The organism is Mycobacterium sp. IS-1556, from assembly GCF_001499985.1.
In the GTDB taxonomy this organism is placed as follows: Bacteria; Actinomycetota; Actinomycetes; order Mycobacteriales; family Mycobacteriaceae; genus Mycobacterium.
This window is the reverse complement of record NZ_LQIM01000001.1, coordinates 551,643-575,427: the sequence shown is the minus strand read 5'-3', so window position 1 is coordinate 575,427 and position 23,785 is coordinate 551,643. Positions and strand designations below refer to the sequence as shown.

The window sequence follows — 23,785 nt, the reverse complement described above, 5'->3', positions numbered from 1 at the left end:
GATGCCTCAGACACCCACCGCGCGTTCCAACTCCTTCAGTGACGTTTCGAGGTGGCCGAGCAGCCGCTGAAGATGTGGGACCCTTCGTCGATCGCCGACCAGCCCGAAGTCGAGGTTGCCGGCGCTGTTGGCCAACGTGATGTTGAGCGCCTGGCCGTCCAGCGGAATCGAGAACGGGTAGTTGCCGTCGAGGCGGGCGCCGTTCCAGTACATCGGCTCCCTGGCGCCGGGGACATTGGAGATCACGATGTTGAACGGCGGCGGCGCGGTCGCGACGAAACCCGGCAGCAGCGCGAGTGCGAGCCCGCCGATCAGCATCGCCGACACCGCCAGTTGCTGGACTCGCGGCAGTTCGGAATAGACCCTCTTGTTGTCGCGCATCGAGGTGGCAATGGCGTCGAGCCGCCGCACCGGATCGTCGAGATCGGTGGCGAGGTTGCACAGGATCGCGCCGACCAGGTTGCCGCCGCCGTCGGCGTCCTTCTCGGTGCGCAGGTTCACCGGCACCATCGCGACCAGTGGGGTGTCGGGCAGCGCGTTCTCGTCGGCCAGGTACTCGCGCAGCGCGCCCGCGCACATCGCCAGCACGACGTCGTTGACGGTCACCCCGGCGGCGCTCTTGACCTTCTGGATGCGCTCCAACGCCCAGGACTGCGCGGCGACCCGTCGAGCCCCGCCGATGCGGACGTTCAACATGGTCTTCGGGGCCCGGAACGGAAGCGTGAGTTCCTGTTCCAACAGCGCCGCGCGGGCCAGCGTCAGCGTGGTCGGCGCGGCGCCGACGACCGAGCCGGCGGCCTGGCTCAACGTCTGCAGCAGCGACGAACCGGTCTTGGCGCCAGTCCCGCGGCGAGGCGGCAGACTCCAAGGCGCCCGGACATCCGTGTCGGCCGGATCGGTCGTCAACGACCGCTGCATCAGCTTGCTCGCCGACACGCCGTCGATCAGCGCGTGATGGAACTTCGTGTAGACCGCGAAGCGCCCGTCGTCGAGGCCTTCGATCAGGTGCGCCTCCCACAACGGGCGATGACGGTCGAGCAGGGTGCCGTGCAGCCGCGACACCAGCTCGAGCAGCTCACGCACCCGACCGGGCGCGGGCAGTGCCGAGCGGCGCAGGTGATACTCGAGGTCGACCTCCTTGTCGGACGACCAGACCAGGTTGGTGACCCCGCCGAAGAACGCCGGATGCTTACGGAACGTGGACTGGATGTTGGTCTGCTCGACCAGGGCGTCGTAGGTTTCGCGCAGGAATTCGGGCCCCGCTCCATCCGGTGGCGCGAACAGCTGCAGACCACCGACATGCATTGGGTGCTCGCGGGATTCGCCCAGTAGAAAGATCAGGTCGGTCGGCGATATCGGTTGCATACAGCCTCCGGGCGTGTCATCCGACGGCGGACGTCGATGCCGGCGCGGAGTCGCCCTGCGGCTCACGAACCGACATCAACCGGACGATCTCCTTGCGGTCGGCCGCGGACGGCAGGCCCATGTCCGGCTCGTAACCGTACACCTCGTGCAACGGCGTGGAAGCGGTTCGGGTGTCGAGGATGTCCACCGCGTCGGTGGTGATCAGCCCGGGATGCTCGACACCACACGCCTCGGCCACCTTGACCAGGTCGCGGCGCAGCGTCTTGATGTAGTTGGCCACGCGTTCGGCCTTGACGTCGGGCACCAGGCCTCGGGCCAACCACGCGTTCTGGGTGGCGACTCCGGTGGGGCATGTGTCGGTGTGGCATTTCAGCGCCTGGACACACCCGATCGCGAGCATCGCCTCCCGCGCGACGTAGACCATGTCACAGCCGAGCGCGAAGCCGACAACGGCGTTGTCCGGCAGCCCGAGCTTGCCGGCGCCGATGAAGACGAGGTCTTCGTGCAGGCCCCGCTCGGCGAAGATCCGGTACGTCTGGGCGAAGCCGAGTTGGAAGGGCAGTGACACGGTGTCGGTGAAGATCAACGGCGCCGCGCCGGTGCCGCCCTCGCCGCCGTCGATCGTGACGAAGTCGACGCCTCGGCCCGTGTCACGCATGAGATCGGCGAGTTCGTGCCAGAAGTCGAGGTCACCGACGGCCGACTTGATCCCCACGGGCAGGCCGGTTTCGGAGGCGAGCAGTTCCACCCAGTCGAGCAGGCTGTCGGTGTCGGAGAACTCGGCGTGCCGCGATGGGCTGACGCAGTCGCGCCCCTCCGGAACGCCTCGGGCGGCCGCGATCTCGCTGGAGACCTTGGGCGCCGGTAACAGCCCGCCGATGGTCGGCTTGGCGCCCTGGCTGAGTTTGATCTCCAAGGCTCGCACCGGCGCACCGGCCACCACATCCTTGAGCTTGTCGATGTCGAAACGGCCTTCGGCGTCGCGGCAGCCGAAGTACGCGGTGCCGATCTGGAAGATCAGTTCACCGCCGTGACGGTGATAGCGCGAAATGCCGCCCTCTCCCGTGTTGTGCAGGCAGTCGGCCATCACCGCTCCCTTGTTCAACGCCTCGACGGCGTTGGCCGACAGCGACCCGAAGCTCATCGCCGAGATGTTGACCACCGAGTGCGGTCGGAATGCGCCCGGCCGGCCCCGCGCCGCGCCGATCACCTTGGCGCACGGCACCTTTGTCTCGAGCGTCGCGGTCGGCGCCGACGGGGGCACGGCACGAGTGAACGTGCGGTGCTTGATGACCGGGTAGCCGGACGTGTATTCGAGGTCGTTGTCGGTGCCGAACCCGAAGTAGTTGTTCTCTTTCTTGGCCGAGGCGTACACCCACCGACGCTGGTCGCGGGTGAACGGACGCTCTTCGTCGTTGGCCGCGACGATGTACTGCCTCAGTTCCGGTCCGACGGACTCGAGCAGATACCGGGCGTGCCCGACGAGAGGGAAGTTGCGCAGCAGCGCGTGCTTCTTCTGGAAGAGATCACGCGCTGCCACGGCACCCAACGTCGATGCGGCCACGGCAGCGAGACCACGAACAGTGCGGCCCATGCCGTCAGTGTTTCCAGCCACCGGCGGACCGAAACCGACTCGGCGTCGAACGAGCCGACGGCGTCTCGGGTTTGAAAGATCACCGGGCGGGGCATCAGGGCCCGGTGTTGACAGCTGTCTGGTTCGGTTTGGCCGCATCCAGCGCGCTTGTCATCGGCTCGCTCATCGGCGCGAAATGGAGTCCACCGAAAACGCTGACCGGTGTGCTCCTCGCATTCGCCAGCGGAGCGTTGATCTCGGCCCTGGCCTTCGAGCTGTTCGAAGAGGCATTCAAGATGGGTGGTCCGGCGCGATCGGGCCTCGGATTGCTCGCGGGCGCCGCGACGTTCGTCGCTGTCGACACCGCCCTGGACAAGTACATCAGCGGGAAGTCGGGCCCCGACAGCCGGGAAGTGGCGGGCTCCGGAACGCGCGGCGGGGTCGGCCTCGCGTTGTTGGCGGCGGTGACGCTGGACGGGGTGCCGGAGAACCTCGCGCTGGGCGTGTCGCTGGTCGGCGGCGCGTCGCTCTCGCTATTGGTCGCGATCTTCTTCTCCAATCTGCCGGAATCGCTCGTGGGTGCGGTCGCGATGCGGAACTCGGGAACCAGCGCGCGCGCGGTCGTCATCACCTGGTTGCTCTGCGCGTTGCTTCTGGCCGCCGCGGTGGTGTTCGGCCGGTCGGTCGCGGCGGGGATGAGCGAAACCGTGCTGGCAGTGGCGCTGTCGTTCGCCGGCGGCGCGGTGCTGGCCTCGCTGGCCGACACGCTCATGCCCGAGGCGTTCGAACACGGCCGCCCGCTGAACGCCTTCGCAACCGCGGGCGGGTTCTTCCTGTCGTTCGTGCTGGCCGGCTGACGCGGCCGGGTCTGGCCGCGGGCTGCTCGTCGCCGTGGGCTGAATTTTGCGCCCACGGTCGTGGCTTGCGCGATTACACAGCCCTCCACGCGAAAACGAGCGCTCCGGCGCTCGGCGAGTCAAACAATCGGTCGCCGGACCGTTATCAAGGTTTGCCTCAACTGTCACATGGGTAACTTCTATAACAGGGCGGTGAGTCGATGCCGGCCCTTCATCACGAAGAAAGAGACGAATGGGAATTCAGAATGAACACCGTCCTGTACTTCAGCACCAGCGGCGCGGTCTATGAGACCCGCGCCTACACCGAGGCCGACATCGATCATCTCGTCGAGGATCAGAGCCTGCAGTCCCTGACCAGCGCTGACCGGCAATTCGACTTCTGGTTCAGCCCGTCGACGCGCGGGTGCCAGCGGCGCACCAACCGAAAAGCCACTGAACTGCTGCTGGCGACAACAACTTTCACGCCGAGGACGGTGCCGCTGCTGCATGGCTGCGTTGTCGTGGCCACGCATGACGAAGACGGCGATCTCGACGGGCTCAGCTGGCAACAACTCGAGCTTCTGGTCAGCAGGCGCCGCTCACTGAGCAAGCGCGACGAGCGGGTGCTCAATCGGCGGATGACGCGCGACGATCGCAGTCAGCGGCGCTTTGCCCCGATCACTCCGGCCGTTCCCGTCGGCTGCGCAAGACCGCGCTCAGCGGCCAACCGCTGACATTGACGTGACACCGCACGCCGGAGCCGGAACACGTACGGTCAGGCGGTGAAGTTCGACGAGTACCGGGCACACGACGCGACGGGGTTGGCCAAGCTGGTCGCCGACAAAGAGGTGACCGCCGCGGAGTTGCTGGACGTGGCGAAGGAGCGGGCTGCGGCGGTCAACCCGCGGATCAACGCGATCGTGCGCGACGTTCCCGCATCGCCGACCGACGAGCTCAGCGGCCCCTTCGCCGGCGTGCCGTTCCTGATCAAGGACCTCGCGCAAGACTACGCCGGGCTGCCCAGCTCGCGCGGATCGCGCGCCCTGATGTCGACGCCGGTCGAAGAGCATTCGGCGATCGTCCAACGGTGGATCGACGCCGGCCTGGTCATCTTCGGCAAGACCAACACGCCGGAATTCGGGACCAAGGGAATCACCGAGCCGGACGCCTGGGGTCCCGCCCGCAATCCGTGGGACTTGACGCGGACGCCGGGTGGCTCGTCGGGCGGATCGGCGGCGGCGGTCGCGGCGGGAATCGTGCCGTGCGCGGGCGCGAACGACGGCGGCGGATCGATCCGCATCCCGGCGGCCTGTTGTGGGCTGGTCGGCCTGAAACCGAGCCGCGGGCTGACACCGTCGGGCCCCGCGACGGGTGAGTCCATGCACGGCGCGGCGGTGCAGGGCGTGGTGTCCCGGACGGTGCGCGACACCGCGGCGATGCTCGACGTCATCCGCGGTGGTGAGCCGAGCGGACCGTACGTGCCCGGCGTGCCGGACTTCCCGTTCGCGTCATGTGTGGGCGCCGATCCCGGCACGTTGCGGATCGGCGTGCGGATTCCGTCGGCGATCAACCCGACGCCGCACCGTGAGGCCGTCGCGGCCGTCGAGTCGACGGTACGGACGCTGACGGATCTGGGTCACCACGTCGAGGAGCTGCCGCACGCCCCGTTCGACGACGCGGCCCTCGCCCGCGACTTCCTGCTCACCTGGTTCGTCTACACCGCGTGGGAACTCGACGAGGCGAAACGGATCTCCGGCGCAGGTGACGAGTCCTTTGAACGGGACACGCTGATCCTGGCCGCGCTCGGCCGGGCGACGAGCGGTGTCGATTACGTGGACGCCGTCGAGCGGCGCCACGACCATACGCGGCGGCTGACCACCTTCTTCGAGTCCTACGACCTCCTGTTGACCCCCACGTTGGCGACCCCGCCGCCGAAGATCGGCGAGTTCGATCTCCCGGTCGGGTTGCAGCGCGCCGCCGACGTGCTGATCAAGACGCGCACCGCCCGGCTACTGCGCTACACCAAGATCGTCGACGACATGGTGGACAAGAACCTCGGGTGGGTGCCGTACACGCAGCTGGCGAATCTCACCGGAAGACCGGCCATTTCGCTACCTCTGCACTGGACCGCGGATGGCCTGCCACTCGGCGTGCAATTCGTCGCACCCCTGGCCGGCGAATCGCTGCTCATTCGGCTCGCCGCCCAACTCGAGCAGGCGGTGCCCTGGGCGGATCGCGTCGCTGGGCTCTAAGCCCGAGCTCGATTCCACTCGGTCGATGAGCAACTCGCTGAGATCAAGGACTTGATCGTCGACCGCCACGATTGACTGCACGAGCACCTCGTCGCCCTACAGTGAACGTCATGCAACTGACCGACGATGTGATCGCATTCCTCTCCGAGGGCACGCGAACGGGGAAGCTAGGTTATGTCGCATCAGACGGCAGACCGCTTGTGGTGCCGGTGTGGTTCATCGTCGACGGGCAACAACTCGTGTTCAACACCGGTAAGCACACCGCCAAGGGCCGCGCGTTGCTACGCGACCCGCGGGTCGTGCTATGTGTCGACGACGAGCAGCCGCCGTACGGCTTCGTTCAGATCCAAGGCACGGCGTCGATAAGTGAAGACCCGGCAGAACTCATCGACACCGCGACTCGGATCGGTGGACGCTACATGGGGGCCGACCGTGCCGAGGAATTCGGCCGGCGCAACGGCGCGCCCGGCGAGCTCGTCGTCCGAATTTCGCCGAACAAGGTGATCAAAGCGTTCGACGTCGCCGATTGATTCGAGCGCGCAAAAGACCCGGGGATGCGGGACAAATTCAGCTCGAACCGTCCGGCGGACGCTGACGAAGGGTGGCCGCGCGCATCGTGAGGTGATTGCGCTCGGCCAAATTCTGCGCCTTCGCGGCGGCCTCCACGTAAAGCGTTGCTGCCGTTGCGATGTCACCCGCACGCTCGTGTAGGTAGGCCGCCGATGCGGTGTAGCGCGGGAGCGTCGGGTCGACATCGGCGAGTGCGGCAAGTCCCGCCTGCGCGCCGTCGGCCTCCCCGACGGCGACGGCGCGGTTGAGCCGCACGACCGGGCTGTCGGTCAGCCGCAGCAGTTCGTCGTACCACTCCACGATCTGCACCCAGTCGGTCTCGTCGGCCCGCTGAGCGTCGGCGTGAAGCGCCGCGATCGCGGCTTGCGCCTGATACTCGCCGAGCCGGTCGCGCGACAGCGCGGCCTGCAGCACGGCCACGCCGTCGGCGATCAGGTCGCGCCGCCACAGGCCGCGGTCCTGTTCGGCAAGCGGCACCAGGCTGCCGTCGGCGCGGGTCCGCGCCGGGCGCCTCGCGTGGTGAAGAAGGAAGAGCGCAAGCAGCCCGGCGACCTCGGGTTCGTCGGTGGCGGCGGCGAGTTGGCGAGCCAGCCGGATCGCTTCCGCGGCAAGGTCCACTTCGCCGGTGTAGCCCTCGTTGAACACCAGGTACAGCACGCGCAGCACGGTGCCGAGGTCGCCGGGCCGATCCAGCCGGACGGCGCTCACCGTGCGTTTGGCTCGGCTGATCCGTTGGGCCATCGTCGATTCGGGCACGAGGTAGGCCTGCGCGATCTGCCGGGTGGTGAGACCGCCGACGGCCCGCAGGGTCAGCGCGACGGCCGACGCGGGGGTGAGGCTGGGATGCGCACACAGGAAGTACAACTGCAGCGTGTCGTCCACGGAAACAGCCGGCCCGGGCGCCGGTTCGTCGAAGGCCTGGAGCTCACGACGATGCCGCGCGGTGTCGGACCGGGTGAGGTCGATGAACCGCCGCCATGCCGCGGTGATCAACCAGCCCTTGGGATCGGCGGGATATTGATCGGACCCCGCCGCCCACCTTTCACTGGCGCGCAGCAGCGCCTCCTGAACCGCGTCCTCTGCGGTCGCAAAGTCCGCCCCACGGCGGACGAGGGCCGCCAAGACCCCCGGAATCAGGTCCCGTAGCTGGGCCTCGTCCACCAGCCGCCACCACCTATTCGGTGACCGTCGGCGGAGCGGTCAGAAAAGGCCGGACCTCCAGCCATTCGTGGATCGGCTCACCGCCCGCTCCGGGTGCCGCGGACAACTCGCCGGCCAATTCGACGGCACGCTCGTAGGAGTCGACGTCGATGATCATCCACCCGGCGACCAGGTCCTTGGTTTCGGCGAAGGGGCCGTCGGTCACCGGCGGCTTGCCTTCGCCGTCGTAACGGACCCACGCCCCCTCCGGGGCCAGCGCCTCGCTGTCGACGTACTCGCCGGTGGCCTGCAGGCGCGCCGCGAAGTCGTTCATGTACTTCATGTGCGCCTCGATCTCGGCGGGGGTCCACTGGTCCATCGGCACGTCGTTCACGGCCGCCGGCGCGCCTCGGTAGTGCTTGAGAAACAGGTACTTCGCCATCGTTCTCCCTTTCGGATCGACGACCCTGATTGGTCGCTCACCCGTGGGACGGAGCCGTCACGACATTCTCGACATCCGCCCCCGTGGCTATGGTGCAGCCATGAACCTCGTCACCTACGAGTTGGCCGACCACATCGCCACCATCACACTCAATCGCCCCGAGGCGCGCAACGCCATCAACGGCGCGCTCCGGCAAGATCTGAACGCGGCCTGGGAACGCTTCCGCGACGACGAGGACGCGTGGGTCGGCATCCTCACCGCGAACGGTGACGTGTTCTGTGCCGGCGGCGACCTCAAGGACGGCGAGGGTTCGGTCGGCACCTTCGGCGGCACCTTCTGGGAGAAGCCGACGATCAATTCGTTCGAGAGCGGCATGGAACTCTTCAAGCCCACGATCGCGGCCGTCAACGGTGCATGTATCGGCTACGGGCTGACCGGCGTTCTGTTCTGCGACTTCGTGATCGCGTCCACCACCGCGACCTTCGCGTTTCCGGAGGTGTCGCTCGGAGTGCCCACGATCGTCGGGGCGATCCGGCTCCCCGAGCGCGTCCGGTGGGCCGACGCCATGGAACTGTTGTTGACCGGAAAACCGATGTCGGCCGAACGCGCCAAGGAGATCGGCCTGGTGTGGCGCATGGTCGCGCCCGACGATTTGCAAGCCGAAGCGCGCGCGTGGGCCCGGACACTCACCGAGGCGGCGCCGCTGGCGCAACGGGCCACCAAGGAGGTGGCGTCGCGCACCGCCAACATGGGTTGGATCGAGTCTGTCCGGTTCGGGGAGACGATGCGCAAGGTGGCCGCCGCCACCGAGGACGTCGGTGAGGGGTTCCGAGCCTGGCAGGTGAAACGCCAACCGCAATGGCGTGGGCGCTGAACGCGGCGAAGACCTAACCGAACGTTCGCTTCTCCCACCAGAGAACCATCCGCGCATGAGCCCGCGGGAGTACGCGGACCAGCAGGTCGACGCCTTTGGCGTCCCTGCCCACCAGTATTCGACTGCGGTTCGCCGCGACCCCGGCCAGGATCGTCTCGGCGGCCCGAACCGGCGACATCTTGAGCAGTTTCGCGTTGTACGCCTCGGCCCGGTGCCGCTGCTGGTCGGTGATCTCGCGGCCGGCACGCTCGGCCTCGGCCAGCGCCGACGTCGCAATGTTCGTGGCGATGCCACCCGGATGCACCACGGTCACCCGCACCGGATGGCCTTCGGCAAGCATCTCGGCGCGTAGGGATTCGGTGAACCCGCGAACCGCGAATTTCGTTGTGCAGTAAGCCGACATCGATGCTTGCGCCAGCAACCCGTTCAGGCTGGAGATGTTCACGACATGCCCGTCGCCGGAGGCGATGAGGTGTGGCAGGAACTCTTTGGTGCCGTTGATGACGCCCCACAGGTTGATGTTGACGATGCGTTCGTAGGTTTCGTAATCGCCCTCGAGCAGAGGCGCGGCACCGCCGGCGACGCCGGCGTTGTTGTAGAGCTGATTGACGGCGCCGTGGTGTTCGGCCACGGCCGTTGCGTAGTCCCGCACCGCGCACCGGTCACTCACGTCGAGCACTGCGACGTGAGGCTGCCTGCCGACAGCGCTGACCCTCGCGGCCGTGCTGCGCAAGCCTTCTTCGTTGACGTCCGATATCGCTGTCAGTGCTCCGCGGCGGGCCAGCCCGATGGCCAACGCACGTCCGATTCCCGACCCGGCACCGGTGACCACCGCCACCTTCCCGTCGAACGAACTCACGGCACCTCCACTGTTCGGGGCGATGCCGCCGTCTCGTAGGCGTCGATGTCGAAACGCTTGGTCTGCTTGCGGAATCTGAACGTGAAGTCGGGCCAGAGGGTGGTGTTGTTGCCGTGGGCGTCGAGATACCAACTGGCGCAGCCACCTGTCATCCACACCGAGTTGGTGAGTTTGCGCTGCAGTTCTTCGTTGTACGCGTCCTGCTCGTCCTGGCGGACATCCAGACGGCTCAGGCCGCGGCTCTCCATGGTGGTGATGGCGTCGACCACATAGTTGAGCTGGGATTCGATCATGTACACCATCGACGTGTGGCCGAGCCCGGTGTTCGGCCCGATGAGGATGAACATGTTGGGGTAGCCGGCGATCGTCGTGCCCTTGTAGGCCCGCATCCCCTTGTCGGCGAAGGTCTGGCTCAGGGTCCGCCCGTCGCTGCCGCAGATCGTCTCGAACATCGGCGAGTCGGTGACGTGGAATCCGGTCGCCACGACGATTGCGTCGACCTCTCGGGCGGTGCCGTCGGCGGTGATGATGCTGTGGCCGTCGATCTGACGGATGCCGTCGGTGATGAGGTCCACGTTCTCGCGGTCCAGCGCGGGATACCAGTCGTTGGCGATGAGCATGCGCTTGCACCCGATACGGAAGTTCGGTGTCACCTTGCGCCGTAGTTCGGGGTCGCGGATCTCAGCGCGGATCTTGGCGCGGGAGATGAACTCGAACAGCTTCATCAGGCGAGGGTTCTTCGCCAGCCCGAGCACTTGGGTCTCGCGCGCGGCGTAGATGCCTGCACGGGCCAGCCGCAGCACACCCGGGATGTTGCGGAAGATCCACCGTTCGATGCGGGTGAAAGGACGATCGAAGCGCGGCAGCAGCCACGGCGCCGTGCGCTGATAGACGTCGATGTGCGCGACGGTGTCAGCGATCGCCGGAACGATCTGGATCGCCGACGCGCCGGTGCCGATGACCGCGACGCGCTTACCGGTCAGGTCCGCATCGTGGTTCCACTGCGCCGAATGGAACAACTCTCCGTCGAAGTCGTCGATGCCCGGGATCGGCGGCAGAGCCGGTTCGGCAAGGGCGCCGAACGCGCCGATGACCACATCGGCTGTCATCGCCCCATGGCTCGTCGAGAGCTCCCACCGGTGCTGCTCCTCCTGCCACGCCACTCGTCTGACGTCACAACCGAATACGTGCCGATCCAGGACACCGGCGCGGCGCGCGACGCCACGGATGTACTCCTCGATCTCGGCCTGATTGGAGAACGACCGGGTCCAATTCGGGTTCAGCGCGAACGAATACGAGTACAGATGGGACGGAACGTCGCACGCCGCACCCGGATAGGTGTTGTCGCGCCAGGTGCCGCCGACGTCGTCGCCGCGCTCGAGCACGATGAAGTCGCGGTGTCCGGCCTCGTTCAACCTCACCGCCGCACCCAGGCCGGAGAACCCGCTTCCGATGATGGCGATGTGCGTGTGACCGGGGAGGGGCTCTGACTGCGGCCGGATCACTGGTTCGTCAGACACGGCGCCCCCTATCCACGGTCCCGTAGGTAGGTAGTAGTAGCCGCTTGCGCCGCTCCTTACACCACGTCGGTCAGCCGGTCACGCCCGTGACGGCACAAGCGACGGGCTCCCGACGCCGATGGTGATCCGCGGGGCAGCCGACGGATCCAGCCACTTCAGCACCGAGCGCATCTCGTCACGGCCGATGGCCACACATCCCCAGGTCGGGTTGCCGTCGGTCACGTGGAGAAAGATTCCGGAGACCCGCCCCGGGATGCGTTGCGGGTTCACCGCGATGTTGACGGCGTAGTCGTAGACGGGTCCGGAGTCGTAGAGGTTCTCCGCTATCGACGACGGTTTGCGTGGTCCGCGCACGTGGGTGTTGTACGTGGGCGAGTCAGCGTCCTCGTCCCACCAGTCCTGGTTGGTGGTCTGGAAGTACGGCATCTTGGTGCCGGGATTGGGTTCGCGCCCGAAGGCTTGGTCGAACGTGAACGTTCCGACGGGGGTGCGGTGGACACCGTCGGCGGGGGCGCCGACGCCGAGCGCACCCACTTTCGCGGGTGTCGGGCCCAAGACCGCTTTCCATTGTCGGCCCACCCGCTGGAAGGCGGTGAGGGTTCCTGAAGTTGCGTTCTCAGCGGGTACGCCGACAACGATCCACTGTGTGGACTGCCCGGCGGGCGCAGTCGCGGGCTGGGCCGCAGCGGGCGCAGCGAGTGACACACTCAGGAGCAGGGCCCCGAGTTGCGCCAGTGCTTTTCGCAGTTTCACAGGTACCTCGGGACCGGGAACGAACCAGCATTCTTTGACGAGTCCGGTGATCTTCTCAGAGACTTCCGCGCGATCGGGTCACCGAGATCCGTTCGCTATCAAAGAGAAATGCGGTCGCGACAGCTCAGCTGGCGTTGCTCACCCCGGCCAGCTTCTGGATGACGCGTATCTCGTTGTTGTCATGGGCCCGTCCGTCGGGGTGAATGAGGTCGCTGAACCACGTCTCCGGAAGCGTCGTGTAGGGGTCCTGCCACGAGTCCCACGGCAGGTACGTCTGCGTTCGACCAGCGACGAACCCCCAGTTGTACGCCGCGACATTGCGCCTCTTGGCAATCGGCAGTATCCCTTCGACGGTGCTGCCCAGGTTCCGCGCCAAATACTCCGTGCACAGGATCGGGCGGCCCAGCGGCGTGAGTTCGTCGATGCGGGCCTCGAATTCGGCGGGGTCGCCGTAACTGTGAAAGCTGATGACGTCTGATTGCTCGAGTTGAATGCTGCAGATCTTGCTGCGGCTTGCCGGGTCTCTCCAGTGGCCTTGCCACACACCGCTGGTCAACGGTTGAGTCGGATTGACCGCACGCGCCCACTGGAAGACGTGCGGTAGGAACGCTGCGACGAGTTCCAGCTTGTCCTCGTGTTCGACCTCGCGGTAGTCGCGCGCCGGGTTGTCCGGCTCGTTCCAGACGTCCCATCCCAGGACGCGTGGATCGTCGCGAAGCAGGCCCACCACCCCGGTCACATAGCTTTGCAGCACGCGGGTGTAGTCAGGATCCTGCAGCCGGTGAGCGCCCGGGCTCTGCACCCAACCGGAGTTGTGCACCCCTTTGATCGGCGGGCGTTGGCGACCCGCCCGCGGCAACGGATCCCAGCACGAGTCGAACAGGACGAAGAGCGGCTTGATGTTGTGACTCGCCGCGATCGAGACGAACTGAGATAGCCGCTGGCTGAAGCCCGCCCGGTCGGTAGCCCACAACTGGTCGTGCAGAAACACCCGCATGGTGTTCATCCCGATCCGCTTGGCCACGCTGAGTTCACCGTCGATACGGCGTGCGTCGTAGGTGCCCGCCTGGAACATCTCCAGCTGGTTGACGGCGTTGGAGGTGACGTAGTTCGCGCCGAGCAGCCAGCCCTGTTTCGCGTACCAGGCGTTGGCGCGGTCAGCCGACCATCGACCCGTCGCGCCGGATGCGGACGGAAGCTTGGTCAGCGCCGCGGCCGCTGCCAGGTACAGCGGAAGTTTGAGAGCCGTTCTGCGGTGCACCAATTGAACATAGTGTTTGTATCCGAACCGTCGCTTCGCGGGGCTCTTCCTGCAACACAACAGTTTTCGAATCGTTATAGACCAAGGCGATCGGGGATGCACGCCCACGCTCCGAATCAGATGGGACGGCTCAGCCGCTGTCCTCCGTAATGTGCGGATGCAAAACTGAGTCGGATCAATGAAAGAGGTGATCACCTATCGGCTCGGATCGATCGGCAGACAGGTACATTCGCTGGCTGCTTCTGAGTTTCGCGACCGTCTTCGTTGTCGTAGTCAGTTGGATCGTCGCAATCGTCACTGCGGCCGTCGTCGCGTTGCAACTGGCTGATGTTCGGCTCCTGCTGGGCATGGCAGTTGGTGCGTGTTTGGTTGTGGCCGGTGCAGGAGCATGGCTCGCGGCTCGTAACTTCCGCCGCCACCGTCGGGCCTACGCGATGGTCACCGCGCTCGTGAGTGCGTTCATACTCGCCGCGGCCGGATCGTTCGTGGTGCTGCATCCGTTACCGAGTGCACGGCCGCCGGACAAGTCGACGGCCGCGCCGGATGGCGTGCGTTATTGGGACCTGCCCAACGGGTCGCGTTTGGCCTACCGACACCTCTCCGCGGTCGGCCCAGCGCGGCCCACCCCGGTAATCGTTGTTGGCGGCGGGCCCGGCGAAGCCGTCGTGAGCGACCCGGCGAATGCCGGACCCTTCCGCGGGCTGACCCGCCTCGGGTACGAGGTTTACCTCTACGATCAGCTCGGCGCCGGCCTGTCGGCGCGGCTCAACGACCCGGCCGGCTACACCGTCGCCCGGCATGTCGACGATCTTGATGCGATCCGCGAGCAGCTGAACGCCAACGAGATGATTCTGGTCGGCGCCTCCTGGGGAGGAAGCCTGATTGGCAGCTACCTCGCCGCCCACCCGACCCGGGTCGCAAGAGCCGTCCTGACTTCCCCGGCCCCGATGGACTATGCCCGGTGGCCCGATGCCGGTGACATCGCTGCCCGCCTGCCCGACGAGGCGCGACAGCGTGCCGAACGCCTTATGCCCAACAACTTCCGCTTCATGATCTGGTACTTACTCGGCAGCATCAACCCGAGGGCGGCTCACGATCTCCTGCCCGACAGCGAGGCCGATGCCTACTTCGACACGTTCTTGACCATCGTCCGCCCGGCGACCGTCTGCGACCCGACGAAACTACCCGAAACTTTCGGAACAGGAAATGGCCTCTACGCCAACGTGTTCACCGTCCGCGACGCGGTATCAGGGGCTCAATCCGCTGTGCCACAACAGCTGCGAAGCAACGACACACCGGTGTTGATCATCACCGGCACATGCAACTACGTTCCCTGGGAACCGACCGCCGAATATGCAACCACCCTTCCGCGAGCAACACTCGTCTGCCTGCCGCACGCAGGACATGACGCCGACGTCGATCAGCCTGATCTGTACCGGCGACTGGTCCAGGACTTCCTGCTCGGCGAACCACTCCCGATGCCTGCCACCGCACCCACTCAGCCATGTCACCCCTGAGGAAGGTCTCGGATGTCCTTGCGCCACCGTTGTCAGCCGGCGATCGGACCGTGAAAATCTAGCCTCAGTCCAGGAACCGATACTCGACGTCGAATGAGCGGTAAGTGCGCTCTGACGCGCTAAACCGTGAGCCCGTCGGCCACCCGGGGGACCCGGTCGGCGGCGGCATCGTCGAGCACAATCGCCGCGACCCGGTCCCGGTGCTCTTCGGCGCTGCCCAGCAGGACCGCGTCGGTCGCGGCGCGCTTGTAATAAAGATGGGCCTGGTGCTCCCAGGTGAATCCGATCCCGCCGTGTACCTGGATGGTGTCGTTGGCGACGTGGCTGAGCGCTGCCGAACAGACCGCTTGGGCGATGCTCGTCGCGAGCGCGGGATCGTCAGACCCGTCCGTCAGAGCCCAGACTGCGTGATAGGCAGTCGATCTCGCGTGCTCGACGTCGACCAGCAGATTGGCCAGGCGATGCTTGACCGCCTGGAACGATCCGATCGGCCGGCCGAACTGCAGCCGCGATTTCGCGTACTCGACGGACAGGTCGAGCAGATGCTGCGCGGCGCCGACCTGCTCGACGGCGAGCAGCGCAGCACCGACCTGCAGCGCGTGGTCGAGGACTCGCGGGGTTTCGCCGGGACCGGCGATCAGGCGCCCGGAAGCGTTGGAGAACGTGACGTTGGCCTCGGGCCGGGTGAGGTCGAGGGTCGCCAACGGCGTTCGCTGTACCTTCCCGGCGGCGGTGTCGACGGCATACAGCGCGACGCCGTCGGATCCGCGCGCGGCGACCAGCAGGACGTCGGCGGAGCCGCCGTCGACGACTTGAGCCACCATGCCCGACAACGCGTCCCCGTCGGCGGTCACCGTCACCGCATCCGGCTCGAAGACTCCCGCCCGGTCCACCACCGCGACGGCCGCGGTGCGCCGACCCTCGACGAGGTCGGCTAACAACTCGTCACGAGCCGGGCCGGCCGGAGCGGCGACCAGTGCGGGGATCGCGAGGTACACCGTGCCGAACAGCGGTCCGCACGCCAACCGCGCACCGAGTTCCTCGATCGCGACGGCCTGATCCACCAAGGTGCCGCCGACGCCGCCGTCGGCTTCGGGCACCGACAGCCCGAGCACCCCGAGCTCGGCACCGAGTCGCCCCCAGACCTTCGGGTCGAACGGCGGGTCGGACTCCATGAGCCGCCGGACGTTGTCTTCGGCGAAGTGCTCGGCGCTGAACTTGCTCACCGCGTCGCGCAATTGCGCCTGCTCGTCGGTGAACCTGTACTCAGCTCGGGTCTCAACTTGATTGTCGGGCTGATCCGCAAGCTTCTCAACCACGGGGGATCTCCTTCCAGGGCATGCCGGCGTCGGCCCGCAGATCACCGGGCAACCCGAGAATGCGCTCGCCGAGGATGTTGCGCATCACCTCGGAGGTGCCGCCTTCGATGGTGTTGGCGCGGCTGCGCAGGTATCGCTGCTGGATCGGGCCCTGCCAATCCCGCTCGCCGGCGCCCCTGCCCTGCTGGTATCCGTGGTACAGAAGACCTTCGGGGCCAAGGAAATCCATGCACCACTGATAGATGTCCTGGTTGAGCTCGGCGCCGACCAGCTTGCCGATCGAACCCTCCGGGCCCGGACCGCCGACCGTGGCGGCGGCTCGCGACCGTTCCGAGGTCAGCCGCTGCGCCTCCGAGCGCAGCCACAGCTGCGTCAGCCGGTCGCGCAACACCGGTGTGCGGCGCTCCGGCCGCGACGCCCACAACCCCGTCGCGTCGGCGATCGTGCCCGCGCCCCGACGGCTGCCGCTGCCGCCGAGCGCGGTGCGTTCGTTCATCAGCGTCGTCATGGCGACGGCCCACCCGTTGTCGACGTCGCCGAGGCGGTGCTGGTCCGGGATCCGCGCGTCGGTGAAGTACACCTCGTTGAATTCGGCCTGGCCTGTCATCTGGCGCAGCGGGCGGGTTTCGACGCCCGTGCCGTGCATGTCGATGACGAAGTACGTCAAACCTTTGTGCTTGGGCACATCGGGGTTGGTGCGCGCGAGCAGCAGCCCCCACCGGGCCCGGTGGGCCAGACTCGTCCAGACCTTCTGGCCGTTGATCACCCAGTCGTCACCGTCGCGCGCCGCGGAGGTGGCCAGGCCGGCGAGATCGGACCCGGCGCCGGGCTCGGAGAACAGCTGACACCAGAGGTCCTCGGTGGTGGCCAACGGGCGCAACCACTTCCGCTTCACCTCCTCGGTCTGGGCGTGCTCGCGGATCGTCGGCGCGGCCATGCCGTAGCCCATCGGATTGAGCCCGAGCGGTACCGGCCCGCCTGCGCCTTGCAGAACGCGGTCGGCGACCGCCTGAAGTCCACGGGACACGCCCAGACCGCCCAGGCCTTCGGGGAAGTGCACCCAGGACAGGCCGGCGTCGTAGCAGGCGCCGAGGAATTCGGGGATGGGAACGCTCTTCGGGTCGTGGTCGGCGACGACTCCGCGCGCCAGCTCAGCGACGCGGTCGGCGTCAGCGGCATTGCTCATGCATGTCACGATAGAAACTCGACGCGCGTCGAGCGTCAGCGGGATGAGGTCGTGTGGCCTTAACGGGTGGATCGCAGGCATCTGGTGGCTGCAATCAACCCGTTAAGCGCGACCCGTTGAGGCCGGTCAGCGTCGTTGTAGCGTTGCGTCAGTCCTCAGATGTTGGCGCTGCACTCATCACCCGTTGGATGTCGGGCTTCATCTCCTGCAGTTGCTGTCCCCAGTACCCCCAGCTGTGTGTGCCGCCGACGGGAAAGTTGAACACACCGTTGGCGCCGCCGGCAGCGAGGTACTCGTCCTGAAAAGTCTTGTTTGTACGCAACGTAAATCCTTCGAGGAACTTGGCATTGAACAGGTTGCCGCCGCTGATGCCCGCGTCCAGGTCTGTCGGGGTGCCGTCACCGGCGTAGATCCAGATGCGGGTGTTGTTCGCGACCAGCTTGTCGATATTGACCATCGGGTCGTTGCGCTTCCACGCCGGATCGCTCGATGGGCCCCACATGGCCTCGGACTTGTAACCGCCCGCGTCCCCCATGGCGAGGCCCACGAGCATCGGCCACCAACCCTCCGAGAGGTTCAGAAAGCCCGAAAGCGAGGCGGCGTACTGGAACTGCTGAGGGTGGTAGATCGCCAGCGTGAGTGCGGCTGAACCGGCCATCGACAGGCCGACCGCCGCTGTTCTGCTGGCATCGACATCCTTCTCCGATGCCAGATAGGCCGGTAGCTCCCGGGTCAGAAACGTCTCCCACTTGTATGTCTGGCAGGTGCCGGTCTTGTCTCTGCAGGCCGGCGCATACCAGTCGCTGTAGAAGCTGGACTGGCCGCCGACGGGCATCACCACCGACAAACCAGAGCCGTGGTACCACTCGAACGCCGCGGTGTTGATGTCCCAGCCGTTGAAGTCGTCCTGTGCGCGAAGGCCGTCGAGCAGATAGACCGCAGGAGAGTTCGGGCCACCGCTTTGGAACTGGACCTTGACGTCGCGGTCCATTCCGGCCGAGGGCACCATGAGGTACTCGACGGGCAGGCCAGGCCGCGAGAAGGCAAAGGCCCTGCCGACGCTACCTGGCACCAGCGAACCGAATACCAGAATCAGTGCCACCATCGACGCCGATACCCGCACTACCAAGCCCTGTACTCCAGACACCCGCGTTCCTTCCGCTCGACACCTACGTAGATACGTAGTAGATACGTAGGTGCTGATATGTCTAGCCCACCGGAGGTCATCAATGCAACCCGCAACGACAAAGAGGTACGCCGGAGCGCTGGCCGCCGGGCTGTTGGCCATCTTGGTGATTGCGGTGCCCACCGACATCATCGATACGCCATTGTTCAGCCGTGATGTGCCGGTCCGGTGGTGGGAGTACCCGGTGCTGCTCGCCACCGGTCTGCTCACCGTGGCGTGGTTCGCCATCGAGGGTTCGCGACGCAATAGCGGATTCGTGACCTCTGGGCTGACGCTGGTGACCTTCGCGGTGGGATGCCCGGTCTGCAACAAGCTCGTCCTGCTTGCCGTCGGTACTTCCGGCGCACTCGGCCTCTGGGCCCCAGTGCAGCCCGCGCTGGCTGCGTTGTCGTTGGCATTGCTGACGGGTCTGGTAGCGCTGCGATGGCAACGTCGGCCTTGGGTGACCGGCAGCTGTACTCGTGTGCCGGACTGTGAGGCACCCGGCGCCTACAAGCAGCCGCGGCCTGCGAATACAAATGGGCTTTCGCCATGTGCCAGTTCAGCTCACGGACGCTCGCCCACTTCGACCCGGGTAGTCGGACAGGCGCCCTTCCAGGATGCCGTTATTGAGCCGGATCGCCCGTTCCCGGCGTATGGACCGCCGGAAATCTGACTGGCCAGCCGAACAGGTCGTAAATGCGGCCAGCTCCGGGTACCGCGCCGCGGTCGCCATCAACAATGCACTGGTGCTTGACGATGCGAGATTTTCGGTCAGCGGCATCTAAAGGGTGCATAGCGCGAACGCCAGCGCGGCACAGCTCGGAGTTGCGCCGACGACGAGCGCCATCAACAGTGCCTGGGGACGCCAACGGGGCTGGCGCGCGGGTTGACTCAGGCGGAGCAACCGATCGACGACCGCAGTGCCTGACGCTGCCAGCGCTCCGGCAGGAACGCTGTGTCGGGTGCTCAGTGTGAGCAGGCTGGCCATCAGGGGTGCCCGGCCGTATTGGCGAGTGGCGGCATCGTCGGCGCGCATCTCGAGTAGCGCCGGCACGGATCTTGCGGCGGCACGCATCAAGGGCAGGCGCGTCAGCGCCGCCGACAACGCGTTGAGCGTCGCGATGATGTGGTGGTGCCGGCCGCGCAGGTGCGCCCGCTCGTGGGCCAGAACTGCCGCCAAGCCCGCGGCGTCGAGCAATTCCAGAGCCGCGGTCGTGACGACGATGGCGTTTCGCCCACTGCCGGAAACGCAGTAAGCCGTGGGCTGGTCGGCCGTGATGACGACGACGCCGTTGTGAGCAGTGGGTCTGCCGACAATGCGCACTGCGTCAGCGTGTTCACGATTGCAGCGCCGGGTATTTCGCAAAGAGATGATCACGCGTCGCGCGGTGTGGATCGCCACCATGGCCGTCAGCGCGAGCAGTGCGACGACGAGAATGGTCGCAAGCGACGATGGCAACTCCACTGCGCTGGTGATCCCCAAAGTTTCGACGCAGAAGGTCAATGCGGTGTTGGTGATCACGCTGTGCGCCGAACCCACGACCAAGATTGCCAAAGCTGCAACCCAAGCGAACAACGCCGTCCCGACCGCCACCAACCAACCCGTGAGGGACAGCCGCGGATGCACGCTCGTCGCGATCGGGCTCGTGAGTACGGCCGGTGCCAGCCAGCTCAATGCCACCGCATAGATGAGCAGGAAGGTAACCGCGTTCATTGCGACGAGTCCTCGGTGAATCGCTGAAGGGTTTGGCGAAGCTTCACCGAGTCGTCGTCGGCGACCTGTTCGAGAAAGAAGTTGAGGATCAACTCGCTGTCACCACCGGTCTCGAAGACCGTCCGCATCAGCTTCGCGGAATGCTCTTCGCGGGTCATTATCGGCGTGTAGCGGTACGCCAAGCCGACTTTTTCGCGTTCCAGCCATCCTTTGCGGAACAAGTTGTCCATGGTGGACATCACCGTGGTGTAGGCGATTTGGCGTTTGCAGACGAGTTCGTCGTGGACGCTGCGCACCGTGGCCGGCTCGGCGCGCGACCAGAGGACATCCATCACCACGGCTTCGAGGTCGCCGAACCCTCTGATCGCCATCCCTATCACCGTCCACTAAGCGCAGCTGCCATGTCGCCACCCGTACCGCCTGCACCATACCTACGTAGCACGATAGTAGCCACGCTGCTCAATGATCGGCGGGTTCCGCCGAGGCGGTGTGCGAGCGGGCGTGGCGCCGCCACAACCGCACGCCCTGCCATGCGATGAGCACCACTACAACACCAAGCAACACCGCAGGATCGCTCGCTCCAGCGGACAGCCGACTGAGCCACACCTGCAATTCGTATTCGGCATCGACGGTCAGTACACCACCGAGATTCGCGGTGCCGTCGGTGATGAGGAAAAGACCACCGATGGTGATCAGAATCCCGCCGCTGAGCAGCGACGTGGTGTGTGTCTGCAACGGACCGAGCCGTAGCGGCCGTCCTCGCAGCCAGCCTCGCTTGGCAAGGTTGAAGCGATCCCACAGCCACGCAAGCACAAACAGCGGTGCGGCCATGCCGAGGGCATAGATCGCCATGAGCAGCGCCCCGTACACCGGGTCTTGACCCATCGCCGACATCGTGAGGACCGCCCCAAGAAGGGGGCCTGCGCAGAAACCGGCCAGCCCATATACGGCCCCGAGCGCCAGTACCGACAGTGAGGTGGAAATGTTGATCCGGCCCGTGATCGCTTGCATGCCGGGCATGCCAAATCCCTTGCCGAGCAAGGTCATCAGACCGAATGCGATCAGGATCAGTCCGCCGATCAGCGTCACTTCGCTGCGGTAGCGCGTGATCGCATTGCCCAACGCACCAATTCCGGCGCCGATCGGCATCAAGACGGTGCACGGACCGATCCAGAAGATGAAGGTCCGGCGGAGCAGGAGGTGCAATCGGTCGAACGCATAGGCGAAAAATGACGGCAACAGCAGCGCCGAACACGGACTCACTAGCGAGGCCACTCCACCCAGGAAGGCCCCGAGCACGCCGACGCCGATCATCAGTTCTCCAGCGCTTCGGTGATCGCGCGAACGAACTCTTCGGTCGGTTGAGCGCCGAGCAGGGGGACGTCGTTGATCAGGAACGCCGGAGTGCTGGGCACGCCGATGCTGTTGCCCTGCGCCAGGTCGGCATTGATGGCGCCGTCAAAGGCGTTGCCTCGCATTCCCGCAGTGAACTTGTCGAGATCGGCGACACCGGCCTGCTCGGCGAAGTCCACCAGAACCTCGTCGGGCAAATCTGCTTTCGATCGCTCCGGAGCAGCCGAGTAAACGGCACGGTTGAACTCCCAGAACTTGCCCTGCTCTGCTGCTGCGCGCCCGGCACGAGCCGCCAGCATCGACTGCTCACCGAAGATCGGGAAGTCGCGCCACTCGATGCGCAAGGTTCCCGAATCGACGAAGCGCTCGACAAGTTTAGGTTCGGTGTCTCGACTGAACTTGGCGCAGAACGGGCATCGGTAGTCCGAGAACATCACCATCACCACGGGTGCGTCAGGACTACCCAGAGCGAATGGGTCCTCCGCGAGCCGGCGTTCGACGGAAACCAGTCCGGCCCCCTCACCACCCGCGGCAGCGGTCTCGCCGGGCCCGGTGACCGCCGACGCCGACGAGGGTGTCGCGCCCGGCGCCGGCGCAGCGTCGTTGTCGGTTGGTAGCACCAGATACAGGATCAAGGCGACGGCAACGACGACCAGTCCCCCGATGAAGATGAGGTCCTTGCTGAGGCCGTCTCGCCGCGAACCGCCCATCGTCCACCTCCGTGCTAGCGTGTGAGCTACGTAGTTACGTAGTAGGTACGTAGCCTTTGTAGCACACCACGCTCTTAGAGCGGGAACAGCAGACGGGAGAGCTCTCACTGTGGCCTCGGTTATGCGCCGCAAGCGGATCGGATCACTACTCGTGGCGTCGCTTGTCGCCGCTACCGTCTGGCTCGTCGACCGATCGGGCATGGCGGGCACCACGGTGGAAGTGGCGCCGCCTCCACTGCCGGCAATCCCAGCGGTCGTAGCCGTCTCGCCTGCCTCGCAAGCTTCAGCAGTGGACCCGTTGAGCGCTGTACGGGTCAGCGCAAGCATGGGAACGCTGACCGAAGTCACACTCGTCGACGACATGAATGACGCCGTGCCCGGGTCGTTGAGCACCGACCGACGATCCTGGCAATCGGACAATCCGCTTGGTTACGGCCGCACCTACACGCTGCTCACCTCGAGCCGTGGTCCCACCGGAATCCCCGATACGCACACTTCGACCTTCACCACGCTCACACCAGCGCAACAGACCGCGGTGACCTTTACCGCGACATCGGGGGCGGAGCTGGTCGAGGGGGGCACCTACGGGGTCGGCACCGTCATCGTGGCCCGCTTCGACAGGCCTGTCAGCGACCGCGCCGCCGCCGAGGAGCGGCTTCTAGTCAAAACCGTTCCGCCGGTAGAGGGTTCGTGGTACTGGATGGACAACCAGCACGCACATTGGCGCCCGCGGGACTATTACGCGCCGGGCACCCAAGTCGCAGTGAGCGCCGACCTCTACGGAGCACACCTTGGCGACGAACTCTACGGCGAGCGCGACAGCGCAGTGTCGTTCCGCATCGGCGATTCGCACGTGTCCATCGCCGACGACGCCACCAAGCAGATCAGCGTATACAGCAACGGGCAACTGGTCCGGACAATTCCGACCTCGATGGGCATGGGCGGATCGGAAGTCGTTGGAAACCAAACGATCTCGTTCTGGACGCAGCCCGGTGTCTACACGGTCATGGACAAGGCCAATCCCGTCGTCATGGACTCTTCGACCTATGGGCTACCGGTCGACGCACCATTGGGCTACAAACAAACAGTCAACTACGCCGTACGACTGACCAACAGCGGAATCTATGTGCACCAACTCGACGACACAATCTGGGCGCAAGGAAACACCAACGTTTCCCACGGATGCCTAAACGTCAACGCCGACAACGCACGGTGGTTCTATGAATTCTCCCAACCCGGCGATGTGTTCGAAGTCCGCAACACCGGTGGTGAGCCATTGCCCATTTGGCAGAACGGTGACTGGAGTGTGCCGTGGGATCAGTGGCTCGCCGGCAGTGCACTAGCGACGGACGACGACGCTCCACGCTGAGGCC

23 protein-coding genes are annotated in these 23,785 nt (G+C 65.9%); 8 read left to right on the top strand and 15 right to left on the bottom strand.

Annotated features, from left to right (window positions below; genetic code table 11):
- Positions 1-6: 6 nt before the first annotated feature.
- Together AU187_RS02770 and AU187_RS02765 are read right to left on the bottom strand one after the other, a co-directional pair.
- Complete coding sequence (locus AU187_RS02770) at positions 7-1,365, bottom strand: WS/DGAT/MGAT family O-acyltransferase (RefSeq protein WP_059100348.1); 1,359 nt, start codon at positions 1,363-1,365, stop codon at positions 7-9.
- Between the two features lie 16 nt (positions 1,366-1,381).
- Positions 1,382-2,959: an FMN-binding glutamate synthase family protein gene (locus AU187_RS02765; protein WP_059100349.1), complete on the bottom strand. Its 1,578-nt coding sequence runs from the start codon at positions 2,957-2,959 to the stop codon at positions 1,382-1,384.
- A 104-nt stretch (positions 2,960-3,063) separates the two neighbouring features.
- Here AU187_RS02765 and AU187_RS02760 point away from each other — a divergent pair, with 104 nt between their 5' ends.
- The 4 genes from AU187_RS02760 to AU187_RS02745 all read left to right on the top strand — a co-directional run bounded on the left by AU187_RS02760 (position 3,064) and on the right by AU187_RS02745 (position 6,556).
- On the top strand, positions 3,064-3,795 hold the full coding sequence (locus AU187_RS02760; protein WP_059100350.1) for a ZIP family metal transporter: 732 nt from the start codon (positions 3,064-3,066) through the stop codon (positions 3,793-3,795).
- A 245-nt stretch (positions 3,796-4,040) separates the two neighbouring features.
- The gene (locus AU187_RS02755) at positions 4,041-4,508 is read left to right on the top strand and encodes a hypothetical protein (protein WP_059100351.1); all 468 of its coding nucleotides are present in this window, start codon (positions 4,041-4,043) and stop codon (positions 4,506-4,508) included.
- A 48-nt stretch (positions 4,509-4,556) separates the two neighbouring features.
- Positions 4,557-6,026 carry an amidase gene (locus tag AU187_RS02750; protein ID WP_059100352.1) on the top strand — a complete coding sequence of 490 codons (1,470 nt, stop codon included), beginning with the start codon at positions 4,557-4,559 and terminating at the stop codon, positions 6,024-6,026.
- Between the two features lie 110 nt (positions 6,027-6,136).
- The gene (locus AU187_RS02745; protein ID WP_059100748.1) at positions 6,137-6,556 is read left to right on the top strand and encodes a PPOX class F420-dependent oxidoreductase; all 420 of its coding nucleotides are present in this window, start codon (positions 6,137-6,139) and stop codon (positions 6,554-6,556) included.
- A 37-nt stretch (positions 6,557-6,593) separates the two neighbouring features.
- On the opposite strand, the gene AU187_RS02740 is transcribed toward AU187_RS02745, so the two are convergent.
- Complete coding sequence (locus tag AU187_RS02740) at positions 6,594-7,757, bottom strand: RNA polymerase sigma factor (protein ID WP_059100353.1); 1,164 nt, start codon at positions 7,755-7,757, stop codon at positions 6,594-6,596.
- Positions 7,758-7,770: 13 nt separating this feature from the next.
- Complete coding sequence (locus AU187_RS02735) at positions 7,771-8,178, bottom strand: YciI family protein (protein ID WP_059166206.1); 408 nt, start codon at positions 8,176-8,178, stop codon at positions 7,771-7,773.
- Between the two features lie 100 nt (positions 8,179-8,278).
- Between AU187_RS02735 and AU187_RS02730 the strand changes: the two genes are divergently transcribed.
- Entirely contained in the window at positions 8,279-9,052 is a 774-nt protein-coding gene (locus AU187_RS02730) for an enoyl-CoA hydratase/isomerase family protein (protein WP_059100355.1), read from the top strand.
- A 13-nt stretch (positions 9,053-9,065) separates the two neighbouring features.
- Here AU187_RS02730 and AU187_RS02725 read toward each other — a convergent pair whose 3' ends face one another.
- The 4 genes from AU187_RS02725 to AU187_RS02710 form a co-directional block, all read right to left on the bottom strand.
- Entirely contained in the window at positions 9,066-9,911 is an 846-nt protein-coding gene (locus tag AU187_RS02725) for an SDR family NAD(P)-dependent oxidoreductase (protein ID WP_059100356.1), read from the bottom strand.
- The gene (locus tag AU187_RS02720; protein WP_172800130.1) at positions 9,908-11,431 is read right to left on the bottom strand and encodes a flavin-containing monooxygenase; all 1,524 of its coding nucleotides are present in this window, start codon (positions 11,429-11,431) and stop codon (positions 9,908-9,910) included. Before AU187_RS02720 ends, AU187_RS02725 begins: the two co-directional genes overlap by 4 nt.
- Positions 11,432-11,509: 78 nt before the next feature.
- The gene (locus AU187_RS02715; RefSeq protein WP_353612185.1) at positions 11,510-12,010 is read right to left on the bottom strand and encodes a L,D-transpeptidase family protein; all 501 of its coding nucleotides are present in this window, start codon (positions 12,008-12,010) and stop codon (positions 11,510-11,512) included.
- A gap of 298 nt (positions 12,011-12,308) precedes the next feature.
- Complete coding sequence (locus tag AU187_RS02710; protein WP_059100358.1) at positions 12,309-13,445, bottom strand: glycoside hydrolase 5 family protein; 1,137 nt, start codon at positions 13,443-13,445, stop codon at positions 12,309-12,311.
- Positions 13,446-13,894: 449 nt separating this feature from the next.
- On the opposite strand from AU187_RS02710, the gene AU187_RS02705 reads away from it, so the two are divergent.
- Positions 13,895-14,962, top strand: coding sequence for an alpha/beta fold hydrolase (locus AU187_RS02705; RefSeq protein WP_172800357.1), 1,068 nt, complete (start codon positions 13,895-13,897; stop codon positions 14,960-14,962).
- 119 nt (positions 14,963-15,081) lie between these two features.
- Here the strand turns inward: AU187_RS02705 and AU187_RS02700 are convergent, their stop codons facing one another.
- The 3 genes from AU187_RS02700 to AU187_RS02690 all read right to left on the bottom strand — a co-directional run bounded on the left by AU187_RS02700 (position 15,082) and on the right by AU187_RS02690 (position 18,572).
- The gene (locus AU187_RS02700; protein ID WP_059100360.1) at positions 15,082-16,281 is read right to left on the bottom strand and encodes an acyl-CoA dehydrogenase family protein; all 1,200 of its coding nucleotides are present in this window, start codon (positions 16,279-16,281) and stop codon (positions 15,082-15,084) included.
- Entirely contained in the window at positions 16,274-17,467 is a 1,194-nt protein-coding gene (locus AU187_RS02695) for an acyl-CoA dehydrogenase family protein (protein ID WP_059100361.1), read from the bottom strand. The genes AU187_RS02700 and AU187_RS02695 overlap by 8 nt, the downstream gene beginning before the upstream one ends.
- Positions 17,468-17,615: 148 nt before the next feature.
- The gene (locus AU187_RS02690; protein WP_156425363.1) at positions 17,616-18,572 is read right to left on the bottom strand and encodes an esterase family protein; all 957 of its coding nucleotides are present in this window, start codon (positions 18,570-18,572) and stop codon (positions 17,616-17,618) included.
- Between the two features lie 196 nt (positions 18,573-18,768).
- Between AU187_RS02690 and AU187_RS25760 the strand changes: the two genes are divergently transcribed.
- Positions 18,769-19,308 (top strand): hypothetical protein, encoded by a 540-nt coding sequence (locus tag AU187_RS25760; protein ID WP_197413445.1) that lies wholly within the window; start codon positions 18,769-18,771, stop codon positions 19,306-19,308.
- Positions 19,309-19,416: 108 nt separating this feature from the next.
- Here the strand turns inward: AU187_RS25760 and AU187_RS02680 are convergent, their stop codons facing one another.
- The 4 genes from AU187_RS02680 to AU187_RS02665 form a co-directional block, all read right to left on the bottom strand.
- Complete coding sequence (locus AU187_RS02680; RefSeq protein WP_059166205.1) at positions 19,417-20,349, bottom strand: M56 family metallopeptidase; 933 nt, start codon at positions 20,347-20,349, stop codon at positions 19,417-19,419.
- Entirely contained in the window at positions 20,346-20,720 is a 375-nt protein-coding gene (locus AU187_RS02675; protein WP_059100364.1) for a BlaI/MecI/CopY family transcriptional regulator, read from the bottom strand. The genes AU187_RS02680 and AU187_RS02675 overlap by 4 nt, the downstream gene beginning before the upstream one ends.
- A gap of 88 nt (positions 20,721-20,808) precedes the next feature.
- A complete protein-coding gene (locus tag AU187_RS02670; protein ID WP_059166204.1) occupies positions 20,809-21,663 on the bottom strand; it encodes a cytochrome c biogenesis CcdA family protein in 855 nt (284 codons plus the stop codon).
- The gene (locus tag AU187_RS02665; protein WP_059100366.1) at positions 21,663-22,412 is read right to left on the bottom strand and encodes a DsbA family protein; all 750 of its coding nucleotides are present in this window, start codon (positions 22,410-22,412) and stop codon (positions 21,663-21,665) included. The genes AU187_RS02670 and AU187_RS02665 overlap by 1 nt, the downstream gene beginning before the upstream one ends.
- Before the next feature lie 121 nt (positions 22,413-22,533).
- On the opposite strand from AU187_RS02665, the gene AU187_RS02660 reads away from it, so the two are divergent.
- Entirely contained in the window at positions 22,534-23,781 is a 1,248-nt protein-coding gene (locus AU187_RS02660; protein WP_059100367.1) for a L,D-transpeptidase, read from the top strand.
- Positions 23,782-23,785 lie beyond the last annotated feature (4 nt).

Excerpts from the sequence above, each read along its gene's own strand:
- AU187_RS02735 (WP_059166206.1), bottom strand. The coding sequence starts at position 8,178 with ATGGCGAAGTACCTGTTTCTCAAGCACTACCGAGGCGCGCCGGCGGCC.
- AU187_RS02695 (WP_059100361.1), bottom strand. The coding sequence starts at position 17,467 with ATGAGCAATGCCGCTGACGCCGACCGCGTCGCTGAGCTGGCGCGCGGA.
- AU187_RS02680 (WP_059166205.1), bottom strand. The coding sequence starts at position 20,349 with ATGAACGCGGTTACCTTCCTGCTCATCTATGCGGTGGCATTGAGCTGG.
- AU187_RS02660 (WP_059100367.1), top strand. The coding sequence starts at position 22,534 with ATGCGCCGCAAGCGGATCGGATCACTACTCGTGGCGTCGCTTGTCGCC.
- AU187_RS02665 (WP_059100366.1), bottom strand. The coding sequence starts at position 22,412 with ATGGGCGGTTCGCGGCGAGACGGCCTCAGCAAGGACCTCATCTTCATC.
- AU187_RS02670 (WP_059166204.1), bottom strand. The coding sequence starts at position 21,663 with ATGATCGGCGTCGGCGTGCTCGGGGCCTTCCTGGGTGGAGTGGCCTCG.
- AU187_RS02770 (WP_059100348.1), bottom strand. The coding sequence starts at position 1,365 with ATGCAACCGATATCGCCGACCGACCTGATCTTTCTACTGGGCGAATCC.
- AU187_RS02765 (WP_059100349.1), bottom strand. The coding sequence starts at position 2,959 with ATGGGCCGCACTGTTCGTGGTCTCGCTGCCGTGGCCGCATCGACGTTG.
- AU187_RS02730 (WP_059100355.1), top strand. The coding sequence starts at position 8,279 with ATGAACCTCGTCACCTACGAGTTGGCCGACCACATCGCCACCATCACA.
- AU187_RS02755 (WP_059100351.1), top strand. The coding sequence starts at position 4,041 with ATGAACACCGTCCTGTACTTCAGCACCAGCGGCGCGGTCTATGAGACC.
- AU187_RS02690 (WP_156425363.1), bottom strand. The coding sequence starts at position 18,572 with ATGGTGGCACTGATTCTGGTATTCGGTTCGCTGGTGCCAGGTAGCGTC.
- AU187_RS02745 (WP_059100748.1), top strand. The coding sequence starts at position 6,137 with ATGCAACTGACCGACGATGTGATCGCATTCCTCTCCGAGGGCACGCGA.
- AU187_RS02675 (WP_059100364.1), bottom strand. The coding sequence starts at position 20,720 with ATGGCGATCAGAGGGTTCGGCGACCTCGAAGCCGTGGTGATGGATGTC.